Source organism: Empedobacter sp. UBA7611 (assembly GCF_002484365.1).
Taxonomy (GTDB): Bacteria; Bacteroidota; Bacteroidia; order Flavobacteriales; family Weeksellaceae; genus Empedobacter; species Empedobacter falsenii_B.
Genome location: NZ_DLJR01000019.1, coordinates 17,359 through 33,191, shown reverse-complemented (window position 1 = coordinate 33,191; position 15,833 = coordinate 17,359). Strand labels below are relative to the sequence as shown.

General features: G+C 33.0%; 14 protein-coding genes and 1 pseudogene. 11 read left to right on the top strand and 4 right to left on the bottom strand.

All coding sequences use genetic code 11. The annotated features are described in order from the left end of the window. Positions 1-50 precede the first annotated feature (50 nt). The 3 genes from B3R94_RS02235 to panC form a co-directional block, all read right to left on the bottom strand. Positions 51-1,070, bottom strand: a complete 1,020-nt coding sequence (locus tag B3R94_RS02235; protein WP_280045926.1) for a lysylphosphatidylglycerol synthase transmembrane domain-containing protein — start codon at positions 1,068-1,070, stop codon at positions 51-53. A 23-nt stretch (positions 1,071-1,093) separates the two neighbouring features. Further along, complete coding sequence (gene panD / locus B3R94_RS02230) at positions 1,094-1,441, bottom strand: aspartate 1-decarboxylase (protein WP_038336011.1); 348 nt, start codon at positions 1,439-1,441, stop codon at positions 1,094-1,096. A gap of 85 nt (positions 1,442-1,526) precedes the next feature. Continuing rightward, positions 1,527-2,369, bottom strand: a complete 843-nt coding sequence (gene panC, locus B3R94_RS02225) for a pantoate--beta-alanine ligase (protein ID WP_038336010.1) — start codon at positions 2,367-2,369, stop codon at positions 1,527-1,529. Between the two features lie 118 nt (positions 2,370-2,487). Between panC and B3R94_RS02220 the strand changes: the two genes are divergently transcribed. The 6 genes from B3R94_RS02220 to B3R94_RS02195 all read left to right on the top strand — a co-directional run bounded on the left by B3R94_RS02220 (position 2,488) and on the right by B3R94_RS02195 (position 9,662). Then, entirely contained in the window at positions 2,488-3,300 is an 813-nt protein-coding gene (locus B3R94_RS02220; RefSeq protein WP_038336009.1) for a glycogen/starch synthase, read from the top strand. Between the two features lie 15 nt (positions 3,301-3,315). Then, the gene (locus B3R94_RS02215) at positions 3,316-4,926 is read left to right on the top strand and encodes a DUF4270 family protein (protein WP_291098348.1); all 1,611 of its coding nucleotides are present in this window, start codon (positions 3,316-3,318) and stop codon (positions 4,924-4,926) included. Between the two features lie 45 nt (positions 4,927-4,971). Beyond that, positions 4,972-6,819 carry a glutamine--fructose-6-phosphate transaminase (isomerizing) gene (gene glmS, locus B3R94_RS02210; RefSeq protein WP_291098345.1) on the top strand — a complete coding sequence of 616 codons (1,848 nt, stop codon included), beginning with the start codon at positions 4,972-4,974 and terminating at the stop codon, positions 6,817-6,819. Positions 6,820-6,923: 104 nt separating this feature from the next. Continuing rightward, positions 6,924-7,511, top strand: a complete 588-nt coding sequence (locus B3R94_RS02205; protein WP_291098342.1) for a riboflavin synthase — start codon at positions 6,924-6,926, stop codon at positions 7,509-7,511. Positions 7,512-7,513: 2 nt separating this feature from the next. Beyond that, the gene (locus tag B3R94_RS02200; protein ID WP_291098339.1) at positions 7,514-8,962 is read left to right on the top strand and encodes a sensor histidine kinase; all 1,449 of its coding nucleotides are present in this window, start codon (positions 7,514-7,516) and stop codon (positions 8,960-8,962) included. A 49-nt stretch (positions 8,963-9,011) separates the two neighbouring features. Beyond that, the gene (locus B3R94_RS02195) at positions 9,012-9,662 is read left to right on the top strand and encodes a tRNA1(Val) (adenine(37)-N6)-methyltransferase (RefSeq protein WP_291098336.1); all 651 of its coding nucleotides are present in this window, start codon (positions 9,012-9,014) and stop codon (positions 9,660-9,662) included. Positions 9,663-9,853: 191 nt separating this feature from the next. Here the strand turns inward: B3R94_RS02195 and pckA are convergent, their stop codons facing one another. Beyond that, complete coding sequence (pckA, locus tag B3R94_RS02190; protein ID WP_291098334.1) at positions 9,854-11,425, bottom strand: phosphoenolpyruvate carboxykinase (ATP); 1,572 nt, start codon at positions 11,423-11,425, stop codon at positions 9,854-9,856. A 228-nt stretch (positions 11,426-11,653) separates the two neighbouring features. On the opposite strand from pckA, the gene B3R94_RS02185 reads away from it, so the two are divergent. The 5 genes and pseudogenes from B3R94_RS02185 to pyk all read left to right on the top strand — a co-directional run bounded on the left by B3R94_RS02185 (position 11,654) and on the right by pyk (position 15,794). After that, complete coding sequence (locus tag B3R94_RS02185; protein WP_038336002.1) at positions 11,654-11,890, top strand: acyl carrier protein; 237 nt, start codon at positions 11,654-11,656, stop codon at positions 11,888-11,890. Between the two features lie 13 nt (positions 11,891-11,903). Continuing rightward, the gene (fabF, locus tag B3R94_RS02180; RefSeq protein WP_291098331.1) at positions 11,904-13,157 is read left to right on the top strand and encodes a beta-ketoacyl-ACP synthase II; all 1,254 of its coding nucleotides are present in this window, start codon (positions 11,904-11,906) and stop codon (positions 13,155-13,157) included. Beyond that, positions 13,157-13,909 carry a ribonuclease III gene (gene rnc / locus B3R94_RS02175; protein ID WP_221854049.1) on the top strand — a complete coding sequence of 251 codons (753 nt, stop codon included), beginning with the start codon at positions 13,157-13,159 and terminating at the stop codon, positions 13,907-13,909. Before fabF ends, rnc begins: the two co-directional genes overlap by 1 nt. Positions 13,910-13,913: 4 nt before the next feature. Beyond that, positions 13,914-14,372, top strand: coding sequence for an IPExxxVDY family protein (locus B3R94_RS02170; RefSeq protein WP_291098328.1), 459 nt, complete (start codon positions 13,914-13,916; stop codon positions 14,370-14,372). Between the two features lie 32 nt (positions 14,373-14,404). After that, positions 14,405-15,794, top strand: a pseudogene (gene pyk, locus B3R94_RS02165) (pyruvate kinase). Positions 15,795-15,833: the final 39 nt, after the last annotated feature.

Sequence of the window (15,833 nt, the reverse complement as noted above, 5' to 3'; positions counted from 1 at the left end):
AAATCAATAAAATGGTAAAGCTTTGGAATCGTAGTTTTGGAGGTATGTGATTATTGTGTAGAATCTCGTCGAATTCGTGCGATTTTGTAAATAGCAATCAATCCAAAACTAATCATCGATACAATTTGAGCTATATAAAGAATTAACCCAAAATAATCGCCAATAGCTCGTCCTTCGTGCTGATCTCCGCCTTTTGCTAAATAAACGGCCGAAAATGCAATCGACATAATATACGGATAAGCCAAACCTCCCGAAACAGGCAAAATCATTCCCAAAGATCCTGCAATCAATAGAAATAAACCTTCTGGTATACCAAAATTTTTGGTGTCTGGAAAAGCAAAGAAAACAAGGAAAGTCATTAGGAAATAACAAATCCAAAGTGCGAAAGAATAAAAGATGAATAAGCCTCTTTTTTCTAATTTCGAGATTGATTTTATACCTTCCCAAAGTCCAAATAGAAAGGTTTTGATTTTTTCAAAAAACTTTAATTGACTAATTTTTTTCCAGAAAATAGCGATTAATCCAATTCCTAAAACAAGAACTCCAATTGTGATGTAGTATTTTAAGAAAGAAGGTTCTGCTGTTGGTTGATGTGCTTTTTCTTTGTTTCCTAATTCTACAAATTTGATGAATGTTTCATAATTGAAAATAAGTGTTAAACCGAAAAATAATCCCAAAAATAAAACGTCAATTACACGCTCTAAAACTACTGTTCCGAAAGATTTCTCAAACGGGACTTTTTCCATTTTATAGAAACTTGTTGCACGAGCCACTTCGCCACTTCGAGGAATGGTCAAATTCATAAAATATGCAAATGCAATTGCCCAAAAACCAGATGAGGTTTGTGTGTTGTAGCCCATTGGCTTTAGAAGAAGATTCCAACGAGCGGCGCGTATCCAATATGTGAGAATACTGATTGCCATAGATGCAAAAATCCAAAAATAATTGGTTTGTTTTAAAACTTTTGCAACTCGTTCGAAATCAATTTGCTTCACTGTTACCACGACAAAAAATACGGCTAACAATGAAGCAGTGATTAAGAAGAGCGATTGTTTGATCTTACTCTTCATATAAATTGTTGAAAATTAATTTCTTAATCTAAACGATTGTTCTCGTTAGGGAAAACAATTGTTGGTTCGTATGTTTTGGCTTCCTCAAACTCCATCATCGCATACGTAATGATGATAACTGTGTCACCAACTTGTACTTTACGCGCTGCAGGTCCATTCAGACAGATTTCGCCACTTCCACGTTTACCTTTTATAATATAAGTTTCAAATCGTTCGCCATTCTCTTGTACCACGATTTGTACTTTCTGACCCACAACCATATTGGCAGCATCTATCAAATCTTCGTCGATTGTAATACTTCCGATGTAGTTTAATTTTGCGTCTGTTACCTTAACTCTATGTATCTTAGAGTGAAAAACTTCTACCATCATAATCTTGCAAAGTTACACTGAACTTATAAATTTCAAAACCTGTTTCAATATTTTTCTATTGATTTGAGAAATTTATTATATTTAATTAAAACTGAATATTATCGATTAAACGTACATCACCTGCATAGGCAACGACAAATCCACGAATATTATAGGCCTCAGAAAAATGTTCGATAGACAACAAGGTTTCTTCATCTGTTATTTCAAAATATTCTAATTCGAAGGGTGAATTTTTGAATTCATTTTCGACGAAAGCTTTTACTTCAGCAACATCTTTTCCTTCATTTTTTAGCGTTACAGCTTGCGATAAAATTGAATAAATTTGAGGGGCATCCGAAGTTTGTTGCGTTGATAAACGTGCATTTCTTGAACTAAATGCTAAACCAGAATCTGCTCTATGAATTGGCATTGGAACAATTTCGACATCTAAATTTTCTTGTTTTACCATTTCTTGAATGATACGAATTTGCTGAAAATCTTTCTCTCCAAAATATGCTCTTGTTGGTTGAACTGCTTTGAATAATTTGCAAACAATTGTAGCTACTCCATCAAAATGTCCAGGGCGAGAAGTGCCTTCCATCACTTGGTCTATTGTACCAAAATCGTAATGTTTTGCACCTTCATTTGTTTCATATAAATCTTCAACAGTAGGCATATAGACAAAATCACAGCCATTTTTCATTAACAATTCTTTATCATTTTCCTCAGTTCGAGGATATTTTGCTAAATCTTCTGCATTATTAAATTGTGTCGGATTGACAAAAATGCTGACGATTGTGTAGTCGTTTTGAGCTTTAGAAGCTTTGACCAAAGACATGTGACCTTCGTGTAAAGCGCCCATTGTAGGGATAAAGCCAATGGTTTTGTTTTGGTTTTTTAACTCGACGATTGCGGGAGTTAATTTTTCCTTTTCGTTAAATATAACCATAACACTGATTTGTTAAAAAAAAACTAATATCTCGCAAAGCTACTATAAGCAAATAATATATCAACATTTTTTTGTAAATTTGTGCCTTATTATTCATTAGGAAAAGAGAGTAGAAATTATGGAAGGAAAGCGCATATTGTATGTAACAACAGAAATGGTACCTTACTTTCCTGAAAATCCGATGTCTTCACAAGCATTAGATTTGCCAAAAATCATGCAAAGTAGTGGCGCAGATGTAAGAATCTTTATGCCAAGATTTGGAGCAATTAACGAAAGAAGACACCAATTACACGAAGTAATACGACTTTCAGGTATGAACATGATTATTAATGATTTGGATCAACCATTAATCATTAAAGTCGCTTCTGTTCCAGGAGAAAGACTACAAGTGTATTTTATTGATAACGAAGAATATTTCAAACGTAAAGAAGTTTATGGAGAAGATAATGGATTATTTTCTGATAACGACGAGCGTTCTATTTTCTTCGCAAAAGGAGTTTTAGAGACAGTAAAAAAATTAAACTGGAAACCAGATGTTGTTCACGTAATGGGTTGGATGTCTAGTTTAGTACCATTGTATCTAAAAAAATATTATTCTGACGATCCTTTCTTTCAAGATGCGAAAGTTGTTGTTTCTTTATTTGACAACGGATTTGAAGGAGAATTAGATAACGAATTAGTTAAAAAATTAGCTTTTGATAAGGTAGAAGCTGATGTACAAACATATTTAGAAAAACCTACACATTTGGGTATGATTCAAGCTTCTTTACAATATGCAGATGCAGTTGCGAAAGGAGAAGAGATGATTCCAGAAGATGTGAAAAACTATATCAACCAACAAAATATTCCTCTATTAGACTATTGTTCTAAAGAACAAGCAAAAGAAGTTTACAACAACTTCTATCTTGAGGAAGTAATGAACTCTAATTAAAATCTGTTTAGATTAATGAAAAAATTTTTGAATGTCCTTTCTGTGTCTGTTGCAATGATGATTGGAATGGGAGCAATTGTTTCGTGTGAGAATGAAACACTAGGATTAGATAACAATGTGATTAGAGGTGAGGCAGAAGGAAATGTAAAATCCTTAGATGTTATTGCTTTTAATGCAAATTTTGATACGCTTCGTACAGATAAATTTGTACTTCAAAATGGAGCTTTTGGTGTGTACAACGAACCAATTTTTGGTTCTACATCCTCTAAGTTTTATACACAAATTAGACCTTCGTCTATTGGTGATCAGGATTTTGGAACAGAACCTAAAGTAGATTCTGTGAATTTGGTAATTCCAGTTTATTACAACACGACTAAAGATCCAATTTCTAAAGATACGATCAATCTTTCTAAACCTGGAGAGAAACCAAAAGATACAGATACAATCCAAATTACAACAAAGTATGCAGTAGACTCTTTGTATGGGAATAAGGATTTGACAATGACGTTGAAAATTAAAGACATTAATACGGTTTTATATAAAGACACAAAATATTTTTCAACATTAAGTGGCATTGAATCTCCAATTTCTGTTAATTCAAGAGTAATCGGAAAAGCTACAATCGGAAAAACAGTAACAGGAAAAGTTGTTAAACAAAAAACTGGAACTTCTAATATTTCTGAGGTTGTTCCTGGTTACAAAGTTTCTTTAGATCCAGATTATTTCGATGAAAAAATTATTAAAAATGCTAAAACAGGATTACTTTCTGATTACGCAACATTTATTCGTGAAAATATCAAAGGTTTAGAGTTTTCTGTAGAAGAATCAAATGGATTTATTGTCAATTTTAATCCAAATAAAATTGACTTGAATATGTATTATTCATATAAAAATCCAACTGCAAAAACAGATTCAGACACAAGTTACAAAGAACGTTTGAGTGGAACTTATGCATTTGATATGACAAATCAGTGGAATTCTGGTACTGCAAATAATGCCAATATTATTGCTTCTCAAATCGTAAATAATACAATAGGGTCTACTTATTCTACAATCAAACCTGATGAAGTGAATGGTGATGCAAGATTGTATTTAAGCGGAATGAGTGGGAATTATGCAAAATTAAAATTCAATCAAACTCAATTAGATGAATTAAAATCTGAGATGACAAAAACTAATATTGTGATTCTTGGCGCAAAATTAAAATTCTATATTGATGGTTCTACAGGTTTTCCAAAACCTCCTTATTTAGTGGCTTGGAATAATTACAAAAAAGATGATAAAGTTATAAATGAATTGTATGCAGACGTTTTAGAATTCTATAATTCTTACCCTACATCAGTTCACTTTAATCCTATTGTAAAAGGAGATACGGATTATTATACAATTGATATCACGAAACATCTAAAAAGCATGTTAGAGAAAGGAAATGAGTTTAAAGATCAAACGATGTTTATTACAATGGGTAATTTTATAACATCTGTTAGTTATGCAACAACTATTAATAGTACAAATCCTTATCAAAATGATAGAGCTTATAATCCATACAGAATTGTTTTACATGGAAATAATTCGGAAGTAGCGGATAAAAAATTGAAATTATTGGTATATTACTCTCAAAAATAGGGCGTATTATATTTAACGAATTTAACTAAAATACTATAAAATATTATGTGTGGAATTGTAGGATATATTGGACATCGCGAAGCGTACCCAATTATTATTAATGGACTAAAAAGACTAGAATATCGTGGATATGATAGTGCAGGTTTAGTTCTTTCTACTGGTACCGATTTTGAATTGGTAAAAACAAAAGGAAAAGTTTCAGATTTAGAAGATAAATCAGCAAGTTTAGATAAAACACCTCATTTAGGAATTGGGCATACACGTTGGGCAACACATGGTGTTCCAAATGATGTAAACTCTCATCCTCATATGTCTAATAATGGACGTTTGGTATTGGTTCATAACGGAATTATTGAAAATTATGAATCAATCAAACAATTATTAAAAGACAAAGGGTACGTTTTTCATAGTGATACAGATACAGAAGTTTTAGTAAACTTTATTCAATTATTTCAAGAAGAACAAAATTTAAACTTAACTGACGCAGTTCGTTTAGCTTTGAATGAAGTGATTGGGGCTTATGCGATAGCTGTTTTAGACAAAGAAGAAGCAAATACAATTGTTGTAGGTCGTTTAGGTTCTCCATTAGCAATTGGTATTGGAGATAACGAATTTTTCGTTGCTTCTGATGCTTCTCCGTTTATCGAGTTTACAAAAGATGCGGTTTATTTGGAAGATGGTGACATGGCCACAATTACTTTAGATAAAGAAGTTGATGTACGTACAATCCATAACAATGAAGCAGTTTCTTTAGATGTTCAAGAGTTACAATTAAATATTGAAGCGATTGAAAAAGGTGGTTACGAGCATTTCATGTTAAAAGAAATCAACGAACAACCTCGTTCTATTCGTGATACAATGCGTGGACGTTTATTAGTAGACGAAGGCGTTATTAAAATGGCTGGTATTTGGGATCATCAAGAAAAATTCTTGAATGCAAAACGTATCATCATTGTTGCTTGTGGAACTTCTTACCATGCAGGTTTGGTTGCAGAATACATGATCGAAGATTTCGCTCGTATTCCTGTAGAAGTAGAATATGCATCTGAGTTCCGTTACCGCAATCCAATCATCAATAAACACGATGTCGTGATTGCAATTTCTCAATCTGGAGAAACAGCAGATACATTGGCAGCACTTAAATTAGCAAAAGAAAATGGTGCATTTATCTTTGGAATTAACAATGTTGTAGGTTCTTCTATTGCTCGTATTACAGATGCTGGTGCCTATACACATGCGGGACCAGAAATTGGTGTTGCATCAACAAAAGCATTTACAGCTCAGTTAACAATTTTAGCATTGATTGCCTTAAAATTAGGTAAACAAAACGGTGAATTATCAACAGAGAAATTTACATTGTTAACACGAGAATTAGAGCGTATTCCAGATTTAGTTCAACAAATTTTAGATAACTGTGAAGGGGTTGTTGATCAAATCGCAGAAAAATACAAAGACAACAGAAATGCAATTTATTTAGGACGTGGATACAACTATCCATCGGCTTTAGAAGGAGCATTAAAATTGAAAGAGATTTCATATATCCACGCAGAGGGTTATCCAGCAGCAGAAATGAAGCACGGACCAATTGCCTTATTGGACGAAAATATGCCAGTTATTGTTATTGCAACGAAAAAAGGTTATTACGAAAAAGTAGTTTCTAATATTCAAGAAATTAAATCACGTAGTGCTAAAGTAATTGCAATTGTGAATGATGGTGATGATCAAGTAACTGCTATGGCAGATGATTACGTAGTAATTCCAGAAACAGCAGAAGAATTCTCTCCAATCCTAACAGCTATTCCATTACAATTATTATCGTACTGGATTGCCGTTAAATTAGGTAAGAATGTAGATCAGCCTCGTAATTTGGCAAAATCTGTTACTGTAGAGTAAAAAATTATTACAGCGTTTATATAATTAAGGGATGATGTTTTAAAATCATCCCTTTTTCATTTTATAAGTTTAATTTAATTATTAATTTCACCAAAAATAACATCATGTTTACAGGAATCATTGAAGGAGTTGGAAAGCTTATAAAAGCAGAGAAAGATCAATCAAATTTACATTTATGGATTGAAGCAGATTTTTGTGATGAATTAAAAATTGATCAAAGTGTTGCTCACAATGGAGTGTGTTTAACAGTTGTTGATTTCAAATATGGTCTTTACAAAGTCACTGCTATAGAGGAAACCTTACAAAAAACAAATTTTAACACTTTAAAAGAAGGTGATTTGATCAATTTAGAACGATGTTTGCAGTTCAATGGTCGTATCGATGGTCATATTGTTCAAGGACATGTTGATCAAACCGGAAAAATTGTTTCGATAGAAAACCAAAATGGTAGCTTTTTTGTTACAGTAGAATATGATGAAGTATCGTCTGGAAATGTTACAGTAGAAAAAGGTTCGATTTGTCTTAACGGAATTAGTTTAACAGTTGTAGACAGTAAAGTTGGACAGTTTTCGGTTGCAATTATTCCATATACTTGGGAGTTTACAAACCTTAATCAAGTGAAAGTGGGCGATACAATGAATTTAGAATTTGATATCTTAGGAAAATACGTCAAAAGATTATTCCAACAATAAAAATGATTAGAAAAAAAAATAACCTATCGCTACCCGTTCGTATTATCATTTATATGGTAACGATTTTGTTATTTACAGCAGGTGCTATCTTGCTGATTACTGCCAATCATTTCAATGAACAAACTAAACAATATCACGAAGATATTCTCAAACGAAAAGTTAGAGCGGTAGAGTCTGCGATAGATTACGAAATGGATAATTATCCTGGAATTGCAACCAAAGATAATATTCACGAGATTTTAGAAGATGGTTTTCTTCGCATCGGTGATATCAATAAAACCGATATTGTAATTTATGATTTACGTGGTAATAAAATTTTAACCACTCAGCCGGTTTCAACGACTTATAATGTTTTGCCTCAAAAAATATTAGACAAACTACAAAAGTCAAATGATTTTATTGTAACGAATAAAGATACCGCTGATGATAACAATCTTTATTCGTCTTATAGTCATATCAAAAATTATTACAATGAAAACATTGCTATTCTCTGTCTACCTTATCAATCTAACCAAGATTTTTTACAACAAGACATGTTTACCTTAATTGGGAGTTATGGATTAGCTTTTGGAGTTATTCTTTTGTTTGGGACGTTAGCGGTTTATTTTGTTACTAAACGTACATTGAATAAACTTTGGTCATTTGCAGATCGTATTCGCGAAACAGAAGTTATTGTAAACAATATGCCGATTCGTTACGATGGTAACGATGAAATAAAGGTTCTGGTAGATTCTTATAATGATATGTTGTACCGATTGCGGGAACAATCAGATTTGTTGGCTAAACAAGAACGTGAAGAAGCCTGGAGAGATTTTGCAAAACAAGTGGCGCATGAAATCAAAAATCCATTAACACCAATGCGATTAATGATTCAAAATTATATGCGAAAATTTGATATCAATGATCCGAATCTTGAAGAAAAGACGATGCGAACAACTAATATTTTATTGCAACAAATTGATACCATTTCTGCGATTGCCGAAGCTTTTTCAGATTTTGCTAAAATGCCTTCTCGTAACGATGAAAAAATCGATGTAGTTGATGTTATAAAAAACACGCTTTATGTTTTTCCAATGGAGTTTATCGAATTTAATTATTCTCCAAACATCATCATGATGCGTTTTGATAAACAATATTTGAATCGAATTATTACAAACATTACAAAAAATGCATTTCAATCTATTCCGCAATCTCGTATTGCGAAAGTTAAAGTAGATGTGTTTTTAGTAGGAGGTTTCTTACATCTAACCATTCAAGATAATGGGGATGGAATTCCTGTCGAATCGCAAGATTCTATTTTTGTTCCAAAGTTTACAACAAAGAATAGTGGAATGGGAATTGGTTTGCCAATGGTCAAAAAAATTATTGACGATTATGACGGAACAATTCGTTTCGAAACCGAAATTTCTGTTGGTACAACATTCTACATTTTGATTCCTTACAATGAATAGAAAACCTTTTCGATTCAAACAATTCGAAATTTTTCAAGATAAAACCGCAATGAAAGTAGGCACAGATGGTGTTTTACTTGGTGCTTGGGCTGATTTAAAAAGTGGAAATACTATTTTAGATATTGGTACAGGAACTGGATTAATTTCGTTGATGTTAGCGCAACGTTTTCCTCTTTCTATGATTGATGCAATAGAAATTGATAACGATGCTTTTTTACAAGCAAAAGAGAATTTCGAGAATGCACCTTTTTCAGATCGATTAACCATTTTTAATTCATCGCTTCAAGATTATTCAACCAATAAAGAATATGATTTGATTGTCAGTAATCCACCTTTTTTTGTGGTGAATAATACGGTTGATTTTGATGCGCGTAAACAAGCACGCCAGCAAGAAACGTTGACTTTCGAAGAATTAATAAAAAAAACTGCCGAATTACTACAAAAAGACGGATTAGCGAGTTTTATAATTCCATACGATCAAATGGGTGATTTTTGTATGATAACGGCTCAAAACGCTTTAAAACTATCTAGAGTCGTTTATATCAAAGGGAATTCGACAACAGCAACAAAACGTGTGTTGTTAGAATTTAGTTTTCATGAAAATGATGTAGAAAAAAAAGAATTAATCATCGAAGTCGATCGTCATCAATACACAGAAGATTATATCGATTTAACAAAAGATTTTTACTTGAAAATGTAATTTTCATCAAAGATGAAAATCTTTGAGTAAACTACTTATTTTATATCAAATAGAAATGTATTTCTATGTGTCTATGTGGTGAATTATTCTAAAGTTTAAAACATAAAAAAACCGAGCAATTTGCTCGGTTTTATATTTATTTCTGATTTTCAAAATGAGTTAAAAACTCATTCTCAACCTCAATCTAAATCTTAAATCGTTGGTCCACCAGCTAATAAATCAGCAGTTGCAAACTCTTCAAATTTCTTAAAGTTCGCTTTGAATTTATCTGCTAATTCTTTCGCATTTGCTTCGTATGCTGCTGTAGAATCAAAAGAAGTAGCTGGACTTAATTTTTCTGAAGCAACACCTTCGATTGCAACTGGAACTTCAAATCCGAAATAAGGATCTTTTTTGAATTCTGTATTGTTCAAATCTCCGTTTAAAGCTGCATTGATAACTGCACGTGTATCTTTTAAAGACATACGCTCTTTTTTACCATTCCAACCTGTATTGATTAACCAAACATTTACACCAGTTTTCTCAACTTTATCGCTCAACATTTCAGCATATTTAGTTGGATGTAATGGCATAAATGGTGCACCAAAACATGTAGAAAATGTAGTTTGAGGCTCTGTAACACCAGCTTCTGTACCAGCAACTTTAGATGTATATCCAGAGATAAACAAGTAAGCTGCTTGATCTGGGTTTAATTTTGCAATTGGAGGGAAAACTCCGTAAGCATCAAACGATAAGAAGAAAATATTTTTAGGATTTTTTCCTACAGATGGAACTGCAATATTTTCGATATAATCAATTGGATAAGAAACACGTGTATTTTCTGTGATAGATGTATCTGTAAAATCAACCTCGTTAGTACCTGGAATTAATTTACAGTTTTCTAATAAAGCTCCGTCTTTGATCGCTGCAAAAATTTCTGGTTCACCTTCTGGAGATAAGTTGATAACTTTTGCGTAACAACCACCTTCAAAATTGAAAACCGTATTGTCTTCTGTCCATCCGTGTTCGTCATCACCAATCAAACGTCTGTTTTTGTCTGCTGATAAAGTTGTTTTTCCTGTTCCAGATAAACCAAAGAACATTGCTGTATCTCCATTTTCACCAGAGTTTGCAGAACAGTGCATTGGTAAAGTATTTCTGAATACTGGCATGATGAAGTTTAAGGCAGAGAAAATACCCTTTTTCATTTCTCCTGTATAACCAGTTCCTCCGTTTAAAACGATTTTACGTTTAAAATTTAAGATAGAGAAATTGTGTTGTCTTGTACCATCTTCATTAGCGTCTGCAACAAAAGTTGGCGCATTGATAATTGTCCATTCAGAATCACCAAAGTTTTTTAATTCTTCTTCCGTTGGACGAATAAACATGTTATAGATAAATAAATTAGCCGCAGGAGTTTCTGTAATTGCTCTAATTTTTGTTTTGTAAGAATCATCAGCACAAGCAAAAGCATCACGTACATAAATTTCGCGGTTGCTTAAATGCTCAACAACTTTATCATACAAAGCATCAAATTTATCAGAATCGAAAGGAATATTGATGTTTCTATCCCACCAAACGTTTTCTGCAGTAATATCATCTTTTACAATAAAACGGTCTTTAGGTGAACGACCTGTAAATTCTCCTGTTAACATATTTACTGCTCCAGAAGATGTAATTTCTCCTTGTCCTAGCTCTACCATTTTCTCCGTAAGCTCTTCAGGAGATAATTGATAGTTAATTTTGGAATTTTTTATTCCGTAAGATGCCAATTCTATGCTCATTTTTGTGATTTTTATAGTATTTTAAAATATTAAAGGTAAAAACTTTGGACAAAGTTACAATAAAAAGAAGCGTGAAAAATTTGACTTATGTCATTCACTTAAACGTTTTCGTGAATATTTATTCACCATATATTTGCAAGTTCTTATGCGTGCATATAAAAAAAAGCTTGTATTTAATATAAGTTTTATATTTTTGCACTAGTTTACAACAATTAAAATTAGAAAATTATGTCTGACATTACATCAAGAGTGAAAGCAATTATCGTAGATAAATTAGGAGTTGACGAAAGCGAAGTTACGCTAGAAGCAAGTTTCACTAACGATTTAGGAGCTGATTCATTAGACACAGTAGAATTAATCATGGAATTCGAAAAAGAATTTGATATCCAAATTCCAGACGATCAAGCAGAAAAAATTTCTACTGTAGGTCAAGCTGTAACATACATCGAAGACTTAAACAAGTAATAGTTCCTATTTTATGGAATTAAAAAGAGTAGTAGTAACAGGTTTAGGCGCGCTAACACCAATCGGAAATACATACCAAGAATATTGGAATGGATTAGTGAATGGTGTAAGTGGCGCTGCGCCTATTACGCTTTTTGACGCAACTCTTTTTAAGACACAATTTGCTTGTGAGATCAAGAACTTCAATATTGAAGATCATTTTGATCGTAAAGAGGCAAGAAAAATTGACCGTTGTGCCCAATTGGGAATTATTGCAGCTAGAGAGGCAATAAAACACAGTGGAATCTTAGAAGATGCAAATGTAAACAAAGAGCGTATCGGCGTTATATGGGGATCTGGTATCGGTGGAATTAAAACTTTTGAAGAAGAAGTTTCTAATTACGCAACAGGAAATGGAACACCACGTTTCAATCCTTTCTTTATCCCTAAGATGATTGCAGATATCACGCCTGGTCATATTTCAATGGAATTTGGTCTTATGGGACCTAATTATACAACTGTTTCGGCATGTGCCTCTTCTACAAACGCAATTATTGATGCTTACATGTTATTAAGACTTGGAAAAGCTGATGCAATTGTTGCAGGAGGGTCAGAAGCTGCGATTACAGCTGCAAGTATTGGAGGTTTCAATGCATTACATGCGTTATCTACACGAAACGATGATCCACAAACTGCTTCTCGTCCATTCGACAAAGACCGTGACGGTTTTGTAATGGGAGAGGGAGCTGGATGTATTGTGTTAGAAGAGTACGAACATGCAATTGCACGTGGAGCTACCATTTATGCTGAATTAGTAGGAACAGGAATGACAGCAGATGCACATCATATTACAGCACCACATCCAGAAGGATTAGGCGCATTAAATGTGATGAGAGAGGCTTTATTAGACGCAAATATCAATGTAGAAGATGTAGATCATATTAATATGCATGGAACATCTACACCATTAGGTGATATTGCAGAATCTAAAGCAATTCAAAAATTATTTGGAGAACATGCTTATAATATTCAAATCAATTCAACAAAATCTATGACTGGTCACTTATTAGGTGGTGCAGGGATTATTGAAGCGATTTCGGCTATTGGAGCAATCAATAACAGTATCGTTCCACCAACAATTAATCATTTTACGGATGATGAAAATCTTGATCCGAAAATCGATTATACATTTAATAAAGCAAAAGAGAAAAATGTAGATTATGCATTGAGTAATACTTTTGGTTTCGGTGGTCACAATGCTTGTGTGATATTTAAGAAGTATAAGTAATGTCTTTCTTAAAAAAATTATTTTCTTTTAAAAATCATCGTGATGATTCAAATTCATCTGATCCTTTTTTGAAATTTTTGAAGTCGATTTTGGGTTATACTCCTCGCAATGTTGAGGTTTTTAAAGAAGCATTTACCCACAGATCTGCACAGAAAAAAGATGAAAATGGAAACAGTATAAACTTTGAAAGATTAGAGTTTTTAGGAGATGCATTACTTGGTGCTTCTGCAGCAATGCACTTATACTACAAAGCGCCCGATCAACAAGAAGGTTATTTAACAAAAATGCGTTCTAAAATTGTTTCGCGTAAACAATTGAATGCCGTTTCGAAACAACTTGGCTTGTTGGATTATTTGGATCCAATGAACAATCACAACAATTTGGGTGAAGATGTAAATGGTGATATGTTGGAGGCGTTGGTTGGTGCAATTTATGTTGATGGAGGTATAGCTGCAGTACAAAAATTTATTCAAGTCAAAATTATTGACCCTTATGCGGATTTAGATCGTTTGGAGCACACGATTACAAGTCACAAATCGTTGATTTTGGAATGGAGTCAAAAAACGAGAAATACGATAAGATTCAATACATTTGAGGAGCAAAACGCAGAAGATTTGCAGGTTTTTGTGTCAGTAATCCGTCTCAATGATAAAGTTATCTCGAAAGGGAGAGGAACTTCTAAAAAGAAAGCCGAAGAAAGCGCAGCAAAACGCGCGTACTATTCGCTACAAAAGAAAATAGAAAAAGTTTAGAAACATGGCAGAATTACTCTTATATGATGATTGGATAGATTTTCATCTCATAGGCGTAAATTCTAGTTTTAACACTTCTACACAATTTATTTTCCATCTCAACTCTACTTTTGATACGCGTTTTCAGCGTATTCAGGATTTGGATATTCGGTTAGATGAGCATACTTATTTTTTCGAAACCTATCAATGGTTAGATGAAGCAAATAAAATAGATTATCATATTATTAAAAATACGCCAAATCAATCCGATTTTAAAAAAAATGAAGTAGATTTATCCAATCTTTTCAAAGGGAGCGTTATTCTTGTGCCAAATTACAAGGATTGCAACTATGTTGTAAAAATCTCTGGTTGGGAAGATGAACTACAATATCTTCAACTACCATTTGTAGAAAAAGATTTTATAAAAACGATCAAAAAAATAGATATCGATTTGATTAGCAATGCAGATCAATTGGTTTTCTAACAAAATATTGTGCATAAAAAAAGGGAAAAATTATGATTTACGATAGACAATATCTTAAAAAGACAAAAATTGTTGCGACTTTAGGTCCGGCAACCGATAGTCCAGAGATTTTATTAGAAATGATGAGAAAAGGAACAGATGTGTTCCGTATCAACTTTTCGCACGCAGACTATGCGGATGTGAAACGTAAGATTGAAACAATTCATCAATTAAATAACGATCATGGCTACAATACAGCAATTTTAGCGGATTTACAAGGTCCTAAGTTGCGTATTGGAAAAATGGAACACGAAGATTTCGTAATCAATCCAGGAGATATTTTAACTTTCACAAACGAGGATGTTGTAGGAACGAAAGAAAAAGTTTTTATGACGTACAAAAAGTTTGCGCAAGATGTGCAAGTGGGAGAAAATATTTTGATTGATGACGGAAAATTAATCTTCAAAGTAATCGAGACAAACGGAACAGATACTGTAAAAGCAGAAACGATTCAAGGAGGTCCGCTACGTTCTAAAAAAGGAGTTAACTTACCAAATACCAATATTTCTTTACCTGCTCTAACAGATAAAGATAAAGAAGATGCAAAATTCGCAATCGAAAATCGTGTAGATTGGTTTGCATTATCTTTCGTTCGTTCTGGACAAGATGTAAAAGATTTATCAGAATTTATCAAAGAAAATGGAACATTAAAAATTCCAATTATCTCTAAAATTGAAAAACCTGAAGCATTAGAAAATATCGATGATATTTTAGAATTTTCTGATGGATTAATGGTTGCTCGTGGAGATTTAGGAGTTGAGGTTCCGTTTGAAATCGTTCCAAAAGCGCAAAAACAATTAATTGACAAAGCGAAATTAGCTCGTAAACCAGTTATTGTTGCAACGCAAATGATGGAAACAATGATTTCGAGTTTGACACCAACTCGTGCGGAGGTTTCTGATGTTGCAAATGCAGTTTTTGATGGAGCAGATGCAGTAATGTTATCTGGAGAAACTTCTGTAGGACAATATCCTGTACAAGTTATCGAGAAAATGACGAAGATTCTTCAAACTGTTGAAGATGATGAGCACGTACATGTACCAGAACACAAACCAAAGATCAAAAACGAACGTTTCGTAACTGATATGGTTTGTTATAATGCAGCTAGAATGGCAGAAGATACAGGAGCGAAAGCAATTGCAACTTTAACGTATTCTGGTTATACAGCTTTCCAAATTTCTTCTCATCGTCCAAATTCATTTATTTTGGTTTTCAATCCAAGTAAACGTATTAACCGTATGTTGAATTTGTTATGGGGAGTNNGTAAATATCTTAGCGAAAAATGCGGGTTATGTAGAATATGGTGATTATATCATCAATCTGAATGCAATGCCAGCATTTGAGAAAGGAATTACCAATACATTACGTATTTCGATGATTTAATAAAATCAATACTAATACTTTAAAGCGTTCAATTTTGAA

Excerpts from the sequence above, each read along its gene's own strand:
- B3R94_RS02220 (WP_038336009.1), top strand. The coding sequence starts at position 2,488 with ATGGAAGGAAAGCGCATATTGTATGTAACAACAGAAATGGTACCTTAC.
- B3R94_RS02195 (WP_291098336.1), top strand. The coding sequence starts at position 9,012 with ATGAAAGTAGGCACAGATGGTGTTTTACTTGGTGCTTGGGCTGATTTA.
- B3R94_RS02185 (WP_038336002.1), top strand. The coding sequence starts at position 11,654 with ATGTCTGACATTACATCAAGAGTGAAAGCAATTATCGTAGATAAATTA.
- glmS (WP_291098345.1), top strand. The coding sequence starts at position 4,972 with ATGTGTGGAATTGTAGGATATATTGGACATCGCGAAGCGTACCCAATT.
- B3R94_RS02205 (WP_291098342.1), top strand. The coding sequence starts at position 6,924 with ATGTTTACAGGAATCATTGAAGGAGTTGGAAAGCTTATAAAAGCAGAG.
- rnc (WP_221854049.1), top strand. The coding sequence starts at position 13,157 with ATGTCTTTCTTAAAAAAATTATTTTCTTTTAAAAATCATCGTGATGAT.
- fabF (WP_291098331.1), top strand. The coding sequence starts at position 11,904 with ATGGAATTAAAAAGAGTAGTAGTAACAGGTTTAGGCGCGCTAACACCA.
- B3R94_RS02235 (WP_280045926.1), bottom strand. The coding sequence starts at position 1,070 with ATGAAGAGTAAGATCAAACAATCGCTCTTCTTAATCACTGCTTCATTG.
- B3R94_RS02200 (WP_291098339.1), top strand. The coding sequence starts at position 7,514 with ATGATTAGAAAAAAAAATAACCTATCGCTACCCGTTCGTATTATCATT.
- panD (WP_038336011.1), bottom strand. The coding sequence starts at position 1,441 with ATGATGGTAGAAGTTTTTCACTCTAAGATACATAGAGTTAAGGTAACA.
- B3R94_RS02215 (WP_291098348.1), top strand. The coding sequence starts at position 3,316 with ATGAAAAAATTTTTGAATGTCCTTTCTGTGTCTGTTGCAATGATGATT.
- B3R94_RS02170 (WP_291098328.1), top strand. The coding sequence starts at position 13,914 with ATGGCAGAATTACTCTTATATGATGATTGGATAGATTTTCATCTCATA.
- panC (WP_038336010.1), bottom strand. The coding sequence starts at position 2,369 with ATGGTTATATTTAACGAAAAGGAAAAATTAACTCCCGCAATCGTCGAG.
- pckA (WP_291098334.1), bottom strand. The coding sequence starts at position 11,425 with ATGAGCATAGAATTGGCATCTTACGGAATAAAAAATTCCAAAATTAAC.